Annotated in this window: 12 protein-coding genes; 6 read left to right on the top strand and 6 right to left on the bottom strand. The window is 67.8% G+C overall.

Features of this window, described 5'->3' with window-relative positions; genetic code table 11:
- Positions 1–14 precede the first annotated feature (14 nt).
- From LTT66_RS23570 to LTT66_RS23580, 3 genes are all read right to left on the bottom strand, one after another.
- Positions 15–515 carry a hypothetical protein gene (locus tag LTT66_RS23570; protein WP_233060708.1) on the bottom strand — a complete coding sequence of 167 codons (501 nt, stop codon included), beginning with the start codon at positions 513–515 and terminating at the stop codon, positions 15–17.
- Between the two features lie 193 nt (positions 516–708).
- On the bottom strand, positions 709–1,767 hold the full coding sequence (locus LTT66_RS23575) for a DNA polymerase III subunit beta family protein (protein ID WP_233060709.1): 1,059 nt from the start codon (positions 1,765–1,767) through the stop codon (positions 709–711).
- 55 nt (positions 1,768–1,822) lie between these two features.
- On the bottom strand, positions 1,823–2,173 hold the full coding sequence (locus LTT66_RS23580) for a winged helix-turn-helix transcriptional regulator (protein ID WP_233060710.1): 351 nt from the start codon (positions 2,171–2,173) through the stop codon (positions 1,823–1,825).
- 104 nt (positions 2,174–2,277) lie between these two features.
- Here LTT66_RS23580 and LTT66_RS23585 point away from each other — a divergent pair, with 104 nt between their 5' ends.
- From LTT66_RS23585 to LTT66_RS23595, 3 genes are all read left to right on the top strand, one after another.
- Complete coding sequence (locus LTT66_RS23585) at positions 2,278–3,003, top strand: SDR family oxidoreductase (protein ID WP_233069368.1); 726 nt, start codon at positions 2,278–2,280, stop codon at positions 3,001–3,003.
- A gap of 224 nt (positions 3,004–3,227) precedes the next feature.
- Complete coding sequence (locus LTT66_RS23590) at positions 3,228–4,166, top strand: phosphotransferase (protein WP_233060711.1); 939 nt, start codon at positions 3,228–3,230, stop codon at positions 4,164–4,166.
- 245 nt (positions 4,167–4,411) lie between these two features.
- Positions 4,412–4,879, top strand: a complete 468-nt coding sequence (locus LTT66_RS23595) for a DUF4254 domain-containing protein (protein ID WP_233060712.1) — start codon at positions 4,412–4,414, stop codon at positions 4,877–4,879.
- On the opposite strand, the gene LTT66_RS23600 is transcribed toward LTT66_RS23595, so the two are convergent.
- The 3 genes from LTT66_RS23600 to LTT66_RS23610 all read right to left on the bottom strand — a co-directional run bounded on the left by LTT66_RS23600 (position 4,880) and on the right by LTT66_RS23610 (position 7,813).
- On the bottom strand, positions 4,880–5,377 hold the full coding sequence (locus LTT66_RS23600) for a hypothetical protein (protein ID WP_043695103.1): 498 nt from the start codon (positions 5,375–5,377) through the stop codon (positions 4,880–4,882).
- Between the two features lie 80 nt (positions 5,378–5,457).
- Positions 5,458–6,846, bottom strand: a complete 1,389-nt coding sequence (locus LTT66_RS23605; RefSeq protein WP_233060713.1) for an APC family permease — start codon at positions 6,844–6,846, stop codon at positions 5,458–5,460.
- Between the two features lie 94 nt (positions 6,847–6,940).
- Positions 6,941–7,813: a helix-turn-helix domain-containing protein gene (locus LTT66_RS23610; protein ID WP_195064489.1), complete on the bottom strand. Its 873-nt coding sequence runs from the start codon at positions 7,811–7,813 to the stop codon at positions 6,941–6,943.
- Positions 7,814–8,340: 527 nt separating this feature from the next.
- Here LTT66_RS23610 and LTT66_RS23615 point away from each other — a divergent pair.
- From LTT66_RS23615 to LTT66_RS23625, 3 genes are all read left to right on the top strand, one after another.
- Positions 8,341–9,012, top strand: coding sequence for a PAS and ANTAR domain-containing protein (locus LTT66_RS23615; protein WP_233069369.1), 672 nt, complete (start codon positions 8,341–8,343; stop codon positions 9,010–9,012).
- Positions 9,013–9,319: 307 nt separating this feature from the next.
- Positions 9,320–10,432, top strand: coding sequence for a terpene synthase family protein (locus tag LTT66_RS23620; protein WP_181721973.1), 1,113 nt, complete (start codon positions 9,320–9,322; stop codon positions 10,430–10,432).
- A 117-nt stretch (positions 10,433–10,549) separates the two neighbouring features.
- Positions 10,550–11,839: a GGDEF domain-containing protein gene (locus tag LTT66_RS23625; RefSeq protein ID WP_233060714.1), complete on the top strand. Its 1,290-nt coding sequence runs from the start codon at positions 10,550–10,552 to the stop codon at positions 11,837–11,839.
- Positions 11,840–11,844 lie beyond the last annotated feature (5 nt).

Raw genomic sequence — 11,844 nt, forward strand, 5'->3', positions numbered from 1 at the left:
GGGCCGCTCGCGCGTTATCGGCCACCGGTCGGCGCCGAGGCCCTTGTTTCGGTGCGCCGTTCGCGGATCGCCGACTCTACTTCGGTCAAAGCCGTCCGGATCATCGCTCCGTAGCCGTCGTCGGCGAGCGTGTGCGAACGCGCGCGGGCGGCTTCGATTTCGCGCTGGGCGGCGCTGAACGAGCTGAGCCTGCGATAGTCGTCGGCGAGGTTGAGGTGCAACGACGGGTAGAACGCGGCCACCCGCAGCGAACCGTCATAGCTTCGAGCGCGATCGTCCGAAAGACTGTCGGCTGCGTCGAGCGCCCGGATGTCCCAGGTCAGCGCTTCCGCCGGGTCCTCGTGCAGGTCGGCCAGATAGTGGGCGAGCGTGCAGCGGTGCAACGGATCCCCCTGCGGCCCGAGCGAGGCCCAGACGGCGAGCAGAGCATCTCGCGCGTCATCCGGGCGGCCCTCGCGTCCGAGCGCGACAGCGCTGGTGATGGTGTCCATGGTGTGGTCGGGGGATGGGTTCATCGGGGCTCCTTCATGGGTGCGTGGACGGAAAGGTTCGTGTGATTCCGCCCGGCTGACTCGAGTGCGGGGCCTCGGAGAAGTCGGGGCGGGTAGGGGCAATCGGCTCGTGAGCGGTCGGATCGGAGCCGCCAGCGAGAATGGGTGTGCGCAGTTGTGCGGGCCTCGACTGCGCGGAGTCGCCAGCGTCCGGCGACTATTTCGAGGCGGCGTGGTCGATACCTCGTCTGGGCATGGCCAGAGTGGTGAGGTCGCCGTCGGTGGCGGAGCGCAGGACCACCGGCTGGTCGGCGGCGCTGATGTCGAGCATGAGCTCCGGGCCCAGCGCGGTGTGGACGGCGGGCAGCAGTGTCGTGGGCTCGAACGAGAGTGTGATGGCGGAGCCGATGACCGTCGCGGGCAGACGGTGCTCTCCGCCGTGCGCGGTTATCGAGATCCCGGACGGTTGGATCGCGAAGAGAAAAGGCGCGTCGGTCTTTTCGAGCATGTTCAGCATCAGCTCCCGAGCGACGATCGCCCTGGTGCGTACCGGTGCCAGCCCGGAGAGCAGGGCGCGGTGATCCGGGAAGGATTCATCGATGACAGTCGCCCGGTGTTCGACGCCGTCGCCGGTCAGAATCAATCCGTCGTCGGCCGGTGTGGCCACGACCTCGTCCATGCCGCGCAACCGCTCGATGATCGACTCGAGTCCGTTCGGATCGAGCACTACGGACCAATCGCCGCCGTGCTGCCGGTTCGCCACCACGGTGCGGGTGGACAGACGATAGCGGTCGGTCGCGGTGAGGGTCACCGCGTTCGCGCCCGCCTCCAGCAGAACCCCCGCCAGTACCGGTATCTCGCGGGTGCGGGCCGCGGCCGCGCGGACCTGCTCGAGCGCCTCGGCCATCACCGCGGCATCGACCGCCACGTGCGTTCCGAGCGACCGTTTGACCACCGCGGCGACGCGCGCGGCCTCATGCGCCCGCCGGGTCAATTCCGCCACGTGACGATCGAGCAGGCGCCGCGCCCGTTCTCCGTCACCGGCGAGAACCTCCGCGATCGCCTCCAGCGGGAGATCGATCGCACGCAGTTGCCGGATGAGCGTCGCCCGCTCCCGCTGCGCCTCGGTGTAGTAGCGGTATCCGGTGAGTGGGTCGACCCGAGCCGGAACGAGCAGGCCGCAGTCGTCATAGAACCGCAGCGCGCTCGCCGTCAGTCCGCTGGCCCGCGCCAGCACACCGATCGTGATAAACCCTGTCGACTCCGAACTCGTCACCCGGGCATCATGGAGCCTCAACCAACTCGAAGGTCAATCCCTCGCCCGGGCGCCGTCAGTCGGTGCCGGATTCGGTGGGGGTCACGCGCCAGCGGCGCGACCAGTCCCAGACCGGCCCGAGTGCCGTGCTGAGTTCGCTGCCCGCGGTGGTCAGTTCATAGGACTTGTCGGGGTTCTTCGCGATCAAGCCCGCGGATTGCAAGTGTTGCAAGCGCACCGACAGCATGCTCGAGGAGCAGTTGCCCATGCGCCTGCGCAATTCGAGGAAGCCGAGACGGTCGGGTTCCAGCTCCCACAGGATGCGCAGGATCCAGCGTTGGCCGAGCAGATCCATCGTGGCCAGCAGTGGCACGTTCGACGGGTTGTCCTGGCCGCGCGGCGGCCTCGGTGAGTTTGCACTTCTCATTTAGAACCAGCATAGTGATTCTGAATCAGAAGCACTGGCCCGGGTCGCCGGGCGGGACCGAGAGGGTGACGGTGGACGACACGATCGGACGGCGCATCGTGCTGATCACGGGCGCCTCCCGCGGTATCGGCGCGGAGACCGCGCGGGTGCTCGCCGCGCGGGGTGACCACGTGGTGATCAACTACCGGGAGAAGGCCAAGCGAGCCGAGACGCTGGCGGAGTCGATCCGCCAGGCGGGCGGTAGCGCGTCCACCGCGGGTGCCGACATCGCCGCCGTGGACTCGGCCGGCGCCCTGATCGCGCAGATCGTCGCGGAGTTCGGCCGATTGGATGTGCTGGTGCTCAACGCGTCCGGCGGGCTGGAGCGCAACGCCCGGCCCGATTACGCGATGGCGCTCAATCGTGACGCGCAGGAGCGGCTCGTCCGGCTCGCCCTGCCGCACATGCCGTCGGGTTCGCGGATCGTCTTCGTGACCAGCCATCAGGCGCACTTCCACGGCCGCAAGCCGGTCCCCGCCGACTACGAACCCATCGCCGCGAGCAAGCGCGCGGGCGAGGACGCCCTGCGCGCCATGATCCCGGAACTCGCCGGCCGGGGGATCGCCCTGCACGTCGTCTCCGGCGACATGATCGACGGCACGATCATCGTCCAGCTGCTGGAGCGCCGAAACCCCGACGCCGTGGCCGCGCGCCGCGATCAGGGCACCCTGCCCACCGTCACCGAATTCGCCACCGCCGTCGCCCTGGCTACCACCGCCCCCGCGACTCCGGGCCACACCACATACATCGGCGGTCAGGATTACCTCGCCGCGCACGAGACGATTTCCTGAGTGCCGGCCAGGGACTGTGCACCTACCGGCAGCGGTATTCGTGCGCGGACCGAGGTCGGACGGCAACAGGTGCCGCTGTCCGCGCCCAGCTCGCCTCTGTGGCTGCTACGGACCGCCGTTCGACCGGTACGCGCTTCGAATTTCGCACTTCGATAGACCCGTTCGGGTAGTGCGGGCCGGTAATTGGGTGGTGGGTTACGGGTTGAACCTTGGAGCATGGGCCGATGGTGAATTACCTGGGCACTGCGTCGAGGATCAGGTGGGCCGAGGTGCCGCGGCCGGTGCGGGTGGGAATAGAGCGGATGCTCGGGGATGTCGTGTGCGCTGCTGCGGATCAGGGCGGCGGGTTCAGTCACGGCGTGGCGGTGCGGGTGCGAACGGTCGGTGGTGACGCTGCCTTCGTGAAGGCGATCGAGGCCGGAGACGGACTCGCGCCGGTGTATCGGCAGGAGGCGCGGATCGCGTCGCGCCTGCCCGAGACGGTGCCCGCCCCGCGAATCCGGTTCTCGGGCGAGATCGCGGGGTGGTTCGTCGCCGGGTTCGACGATGTCGAGGGGGCGTTTCCGCGTCTGGACGAGCCGGGGGAGTTGCGCGACACCCTCGAGCTGGTGACTCGCTTGGCGACGGAGCTGACACCGAGCCCGCCGGCGGACGTGCCGACGGCGACGGAAGCCTATGGACCGGAGCTGGTCGGCTGGCGCACGTTCGCGAGCGAGGGGCCTCCGGCGGACCTGGACGGTTGGCCCGCTCGGCATTTGACGGAATTGGCCGAGCTGGAAGCGACGTGGATGGCTGCTGCGGCCGGGAATACTCTGCTGCACACAGACCTTCGTCCGGACAATATGTTGCGGCGAGCGGACGGTACGGTGCTGGCGGTCGACTGGGCGTGGGCATGCCGGGGCGCGGCGTGGATGGATCTCGTCGCCCTCGCCCCGTCGATCGCGGCCGCCGGTGTCGACCCGGATCCGATCATCGCCACCCATCCGGTGACCCGCGACGTCGACCCGGCGGCGGTCGACGCTGTCGTGTGTGCGCTCGCCGGCTATTGGGCGGTTGCCTGCCGAAAGCCGGGGCCGCCCCGTTCGCCGCGATTGCGGAGACATCAATCGGCGTTTGCTCGAGTCGCCATCGGATGGCTGGCGTGTCGCCTCGGTTGGCAATAGTCGCAGGAAAGTTGGCTCTATCTTCGAATAATGCAAGGTCACTGGATGTTTGCCGTAGGCGTCGCGCCGGCTCGCGCACCGGAAATCCGATCGATGGGCGTGTCGCGTGGGCGGAAGTGATCGAATTCGACACGGGGGACTGCGTGCTCGGTCACGCTTGGATCATGTGGATGTTCGGGCAGTGCCGGGACACCGGCGAGGCAAGGCATCGAGGACGTGATCGAGACGCGTCCACCCTGGTAGGAATGGGGGCTCGGAAAGTGGCTCAGGCGTCGGAGGCCCGGGTGATTCCCGGCAAAGAACTTCTGCTGGCTGCCTTCCGGGGCTTGCCGCACATGGATCATCCGATGCTGGAGGCGGCCGGAGAATTGGCTCAGCTGCATCTGAGTCGCGAGCGCACCCCGGCGAGCCGATGCGACAAACTCGACCGGCGCCGGGCGCAACTCGTGCGCGGCATCGACCGCTGGGTCACCCTGGCCATGCCGATACCGCCGCCCGCCGCGCCCGAGCACACCGAGACCGTGGGTCGCATGGTGGACCGATTAGCCATGCTGGCCGCCCAGGCGCATGCGGCGCTGGCGCACGCGCCGGAATCGGTCTCCTACGACGCCTGGGTCCGGATCGATGAATTGGCCGACGGCTACCAGGATCTCATCGACGACTTGCGAGCCGGCGCGCGACGACTACCCGAGGGGCGCTACGACCGCTGGTAGCTATCTGCCTCGCCCGAACAGCCGGAACGACCGCTGGCGGCGGCGCGGCAAGGTCGCGTACACCATGGTCATATCGGCGAAGACCTCGGCTTCCCGCTCGCGATCGGCGCCGAATTCGGTACGGCCCAGCACATGTTCGATCGAATGCGGCGAGATCGAGGGCAGGATGACGGCCAGCGAGGGCGGCAGCGGTTCGCCGCGTTCGTGATCTTTGTGGTGACCCAGCAGCATGTGCCCGATCTCGTGCAGGATGACGTGATCGGCGTTGCGGCCGGTGGCCGCGGCGTCGTACACGATGATGTCGTCGTGCTTGCGTGCCACCCACAGGCCGCCTCCGCCGCAGCCTGTTTCGGCCAGCATCGCCTTGGGCACGGGGTGCAGGCTGATCGAGCGTCCGCGATGGGCGGCCACCGCGGCTAGATAGGCGGTCAGATTCCACGGGTTCGGGAGGGGCACGGTCCGGGTGGCATCCCCGAAACGGGCTTCCATGCTGGTCATCGGCGCCCACCTTACCTACCGGGCAGCGACTAGTCATCCGCAGAAATCCGACATACCGGCGGACACGCCCCGCCGGTGGGTCAGTCGGCGCCCGGCTTGTTGTCCAACGGCTGGGCCCGCATGGAGCGAATGGCCAGGTAGTTCACGCCCCACAGCGCGACTCCGATGGCCAGCAGCACGCCCGCGATGGCGTACTGCGCCGGATTGCGGTCGGTGAACGGCGTGACGAGAAAGCCGCAGGTGAGCGCGCCGAGGACGGGCAGCGGCGTCGGTGTCTTGAAGTGCTTGTGCGCCACCGGGTCTCGGCGCAGCACCAGCACGGCGACGTTGACCACGGTGAACACCGCGAGCAGCAGCAGCGCCGTGGTGCCGCCGAGTTCGGGCACTTCACCGACGAACAGGATGAGCCCCAGCGCCAGCAGCGTGGTGAAAACGATGGCGTTGTATGGCGTCCGGCGCCGCTCGTGCACGCGGCCGAACGGCCGGGGCAGTACTCCTTGCCGGGCCATGCCGTAGATCAGGCGGCTGGCCATCAGCATGTTGATCAGCGCCGAATTGGCGACGGCGAACATGGTGATGTACGCGAAGACGTGGGTCGGGAAGTTCGGCGCGCCCGCCTCGACCACCTTCAGCAACGGCGTATCGCCTTGGCCGAGTTGGTCGGTGGGCACGAGCGCCACCGCGCTGATGGACACGAGCACGTAGATGAGCCCGGTGATGAGCAGCCCGGCCAGCAGTACCTTCGGGAAGATCCGGCTCGGCTCCTTGCACTCCTCGGCCATGTTCACCGAGTCCTCGAAGCCCACCATCGCGTAGAACGCGAGGGTGGTGGCCACGATGACGCCGCCGACCGCGTTGCGCTCGCCGGTCTCGAATTCGACGATGCGGGAGAAGTCGCCGTCACCCACGCCCAGCGCCCAGCAGCCGATGGCGATGACGATCAGCAGACCGGTCAGCTCCACGCAGGTGAGCACCACGTTGAGCTTCACGCCCTCGCTCACGCCGCGCAGGTTGACCGCCGCCACCACCGCCATGAACACCAGCGCGATCGCCGTAACCGCGGTTCCGGTGCCCAGGTCCAGGTCGAAGGCCTCGGCGAAGTTGGCCGCGAACGCCCGCGAGGCCGTGGACGCGGAGGTGATGCCAGAGCTCATCACCGCGAACGCGACCATGAAGGTGAGGAAATGGATGCCGAACGCCTTGTGCGTGTAGAGGGCGGCGCCCGCGGCGTGCGGGTACTTGGTGACCAGTTCGAGGTAGCTGAAGCCGGTGACGAGCGCGACCAGGAACGCCACGAGGAACGGCACCCACACCGCCCCGCCGACCTCGTTGGCCACCTTTCCGGTGAGCGCGTAGATCCCGGTGCCGAGGATGTCGCCGACGATGAACAGCAGGAGCAGTCCCGGCCCCATCACCCGTTTCAGCTCGGGCCCGGATTCGGATGTCGGATTCGCAGTGACTTCGGACATGCGTCCTCCCCTCGGCAGTAAGGGCGAGGGTACCCACTCCGCGGCGGAATAGTCGTTCACCGGGCCGATTCCCGCTGGCGTTTTGCGCCTGCCGCTACTGCTCCATCCCGTCCATCCGGCGCGCGGCCTCCACGATCATGGCCGCGGAATCACGCGGGCTCAGCGCCATGGCGCGCAGCTGGTCGAAGATCACGCCGAAACGCCGGATCTCGGTGTGGCCCTCGATCAGCTCGTCACCCGCCATGCCCTCCACGTAGACCAGCTCGGGGTCGGCGGGATCGGGAAAGTCCAGCAAGGTGAAGGAGCCCGCCATGCCGGGATGCGCGCCCGCGTCGAACGGCAGGATCTGCAAGATCACGTTCTTACGCTTGATTTCCTGCAGCAGCCGGTCGAGCTGGCCCCGCATCACCGCGGGGCCGCCGACGATGCGACGGATCGCGGCTTCGTCCATGACCACCCACAGCTCGAGCGGCTCCTCTTTGGTGAGGTTGACCGCGCGATCCATCCTGGCCTTGGCCCTGCTCTCCATGACCGACGCCTCCAGCTTCGGCATCGAGGTGTCGATCACGGCGGTCGCGTACTCGTAGGTCTGCAATAGGCCTGGGATGAAGGAGGTTTGGTAGTGCCGGGCCGACAGCGCCTCGGACTCGAAGTTGATGTAGGCGGCGTACACCTCCGACACGCTGCCCTCGTAGGCGCGCGACATGCCGGGCTTCAGTGCGTCCGACAGCAGTTCCAGGGCGTCTTCGCGCTGTTCGTCGCCGATGCGGTACAGGTCGAGCATCGCCATGAGGGTGCGGCGCTGCGGACGGGCCTGGGCGGTCTCGATCCGATACAGCGTGGTCACGTTGATCCCGGTCTTCGCGCTGACCTCTTCTTTGCTGAGCTGGGCGTTCTCGCGCATCTCGTGCAGCATTGCCGCCAGCCGCCGCAACCGGACGGTCAGGACGGTGCGCTTGCCTGCCATCAGTACAACCCCTTCGGTCTGCGCACTAGCTGGAACGCGTTATGACGTTCGCCCTCGAATGCGGCCTATGTGCAGCGGATCTGTGCCGAGTGTGGGCACAGCAACAGAGACTACCTCCCGTGATCCACGTTATGGTCGGTGTTTTCGTGGGCGTTTACGCCCAGCGCGCAATCTTGCGGGGCAAACCGGACCGGCGACTCGGTTGCCTCGGCCTGCGAAGACCCGCGGACCCGCTCGGGGACGTATCGCGGACGGCGGGAATGCCGCGGGCGAAGCGCCACCGCTGGGTGCCCGCGGGGCCGTGCCCCACCCGGGCGAAGCGCGGGTGGTCGGCAGTAGTGCCGGGCTCGGCCGACGCGAGCCATTGCGGGATGATTGCTCAAAGATGTCTACGGTTGCTGCATCGTGATTTTTCCTACGTAAACAGCGCCTTAATGTGAATGCGGAGAGTTTGCCACAATTCGATTTCATTCCGTGTTCCGCGCCGTCGCCCTCGAATGCCGATGGATAATGACCGCGTGACGAGGATGGATCACCTCGCGCTGAGAAGCGCCTCCGCGATCGAGAGTGTCCTCGCGGGCACGCCGCAGAGCGTGGGTGGCTTCCGCTTCTGGTTCGAGGATCAGCGATGGGAATGGTCGGACGAAGTGGCCGCGATATACGGCTACCCGGCGGGGAGTGCGCGCCCCAGTACGGAGTTGCTGCTGGCGCACAAGCACCCCGACGACCGTGAACTGGTCGACCGGTCCATCGTCGCCGCCGTGCGAACCGGTGAGCCGTACTGCGGCCGTCACCGCGTCATCGACACCGCCGGGCGAACCCATCACGTCATCGTCGTGGCCGATCGCATGCTCGACGACCGTGAGTCGGTGGTCGGCGCCTGCGGCTATGTCATCGACGTGTCCGAGACTCTCGCGGAGAACCGGCAGGAGATCCTCGACGGCACGCTGCCCGAACTCGTCGAATCACGGGCGGTGATCGAGCAGGCCAAGGGCGTGCTCATGCTCGTCTACGGGATCAACGCCGAACAGGCGTTCCGCGTATTGCAGTGGCGCTCCCAGGAAACCAACATCAAGCTGCGGACGCTGGCCCGGCAACTGGTCGGCGAGATTCCCGCGATGGGCGGCGGTCCGGCCGCGCAACGGGCCCAATTCGACCATCTGCTGTTGACCATGCACGACGTCCTGGCGTCGAAGTGAGCGCGCTCTCGGCCGCAGCTCGCATGCCGTGACGATCCCCCGATAGCTCAACTGCGGGACGGTCGGCGACAGCGCGTGCGTCACGTGTCCCAGACGGGTCGCTTACCTCGATGCGCCACCGCGATTGCGCGCTGTGGCGCCCCGCTTCGGGGCGAGCTGGCCGTTTGCCGTGCTCCAGCGTCGGATCCCCCGCGCGCCAAAGCTATCGGGCGTTCGCAAGTTGCGTGATCTTCGCCCTTCGACCGATCCCACACCCGATAAGTCGGAGACAATTCATTAGAAGTCACCATAGTGGGAGGGAGTCGTTGTGGTCAGCGAGTACACATCGGCACTCGAGCAAGAAATCGTCACCATGCGGGGGCAGCATGAGATGTTGCTGAAGGCCGGGCGGCAGTGGTCGTTGCGCGCGATGTTCGGCACGCCAGACTGGGACATCGTCGATTACTGCCGCGACTTCCGGCCCAACCGGTTCGGGGAGCAAGCCTGTGCGGAGGTCGAGCGCTTCTGCCGCGAGCACGGCATCTGGCTCGAACCCGCGGGCCCGCACTACAACAGCATGACGCCCTATCTGCATCCCGGCGCCGTGAGCGCGGAGCGGATGACGATCATCGGGCTGTACAACGCGATCCTGTTCTGGCTCAACGACACCGTCGGCCGGGAGAAGTTCGGCCACCTCGGCGACGACGAGCAGCACCGAGCGCGCGTCGCGACCGACCGGCTGTGCGTGCTCCTGCGTACCCGCTCGGCGCCGGCGGACCCGACCCCGCTGGAGACCGCGACGTCGGCCTTTCTCACGATGCTGTCCGCCCTCGCGGATCCGGCGTGGCTCGACCGGTTCATCGAGTCCACCATCGAGCACCTGCGGCCAGCGATCCAGGACCAGAACGCCAGGGCGCGCGGCGGGTTGCTCAGCGTCGCGGAGTACATCGACCTGCGAGCCCAGGTGTCGGGCATGTATCCGGCGATCGCGCTGTGCGAATTCGGCCGGGACGATTACCTGCCCTGGGACCGGATCGGCCACACCGAGCTGGCCTGCGACCTGCGGCGGCTGCGGGTGCTGACCGTGGAGATCGGGGCGCTGATGAACGACGTGTTCTCCTTCGAGAAGGAATGCATCGTCGATCTCGCGGATTTCAATTTGATTCCGGCGGTCCTGCTGAACCACCCCGGATGGTCGCTGGAGGACGCCGTGCGGGGCTCCACCGAGATCGTGCGCGCGCGGCTCGCCGAATTCCGCGAGCTGGGCGCGGTGGCGGTCGAACGCTGCGAGCGCCTGGGCGCGGAAGACGCCGATCTGGCGGCGACCGTCTCGACGCACATCGCCGATCTGATCGCATGCGTGCAGGCGACTTGGGTGTGGCAAGTGGAGACGCTGCGGTACAAAGGTGCGTCGATATTCCGGGAGAACGGGCTGAAGTAGGCACGCACCCTCGCCACGTCTGGGAATGCTTCCAGGCGGCAGTACTCGACGGTCTCGAACTTGTGTGGATACGATGCGTCGGGGGCTATCTCCGGCCTGAATGGTGAGGGGGTTGCGGTGGAACAGATCGAACTCGCCTCGATGGCGAACTTGTGGTGGCGCGCGTTGCAGGCCGTCGCCGAGGGGTCGGTGTCCGTACCGGACCCCGAGCTGGTGCTGCGCGGCCTGGTCGAGGAGTTGGTCTGCGCCCTGGAAGCCGAACCGTTCGACGCGGGGGCCGGTCTGCGCGTCGGCGCGGCGCTGGCCTCCGCCGGGTTGGTCGGCACCGCCGTGCCGAGCGCGTCCGCGCAGGTCCTGTACGGATTGGCCGGGCAGGGAGCGGTCGCGGATCGCGGTCGGCGACTCGCGGCGCTGCTCGCGGCGGTCGGTCAGGGCCACGAAGCGCAATCCCGCTCGCACGAAGAGACCGCGAGCGACGCGGCCCGGGCCGCCGACGACCGGTTCCGGGTGGTCTTCGACAACGCGGCGATCGCGATCGCCATCGGTGACACCGACGGGACGCTGCTGGACGTCAACCGGGGCTTGGCCGAGATGATCGGCGTCCCGGTCGACACCTTGCGCGGGGTGTCGGTCTACGACTTCGCGCACCCCAACGACCGTGAGGGCATTCGCACGCTGGTGTACGACAAGCTGGTCCCGTCCGGGGAAGGCACGGTCAAGCTGGAGCAGCGGATCCGCCGCGCCGACGACAGCTACGGGTGGGCCTCGTTCGCCATCACCTTCGTCAAGGGTGTCGACGGGCAGAGCGACTATCTGCTGGCGGTCGGCGAAGACGTCACCGAGCAGCACCGGATGCGGGAGGAACTGCACCGGCAGGCCCGGCACGACCCGCTCACCGGACTGCCGAACCGGCGGCATCTCATCGAGCGGATCGACGCGATGATCGCGGACGCCCGCAACGGAGACCGCGCGGGGTTGTGTTTCGTCGATATCGACCGCTTCAAACACGTCAACGACCGCTACGGCCACGGGACCGGCGATCAGATCCTGACCGCGGTCGCCGAGCGTCTGCAGGACAGTGTGCGCGGATCGGGGTGCCTGGTCGCCCGCATCGGCGGCGACGAGTTCGTCGCGCTGATCCCGCCGCCTGCCAGCGACCACCGGGTGGCCACGGTGGCGAACAGCCTGCTCGAGGCGCTGGTCGACCCGATCACGGCCGGTGACCGGCGACTACGCATGTCGATCAGCATCGGCGCGGTCGTCACCGCGGTCGCGGGCGCGGACGCCGAATCGCTGCTCGATGCCGCCGACACCGGCCTCTACCGGGCGAAGGCCGACGGCAAGGGCCGGTGGGTGCTGCACATCCTCGACACCGACACCTCCCGCGGTCCGCAACCGGTGGTGTGAGTCGC

It is taken from the genome of Nocardia gipuzkoensis, assembly GCF_021183645.1.
Taxonomy (GTDB): Bacteria; Actinomycetota; Actinomycetes; order Mycobacteriales; family Mycobacteriaceae; genus Nocardia; species Nocardia abscessus.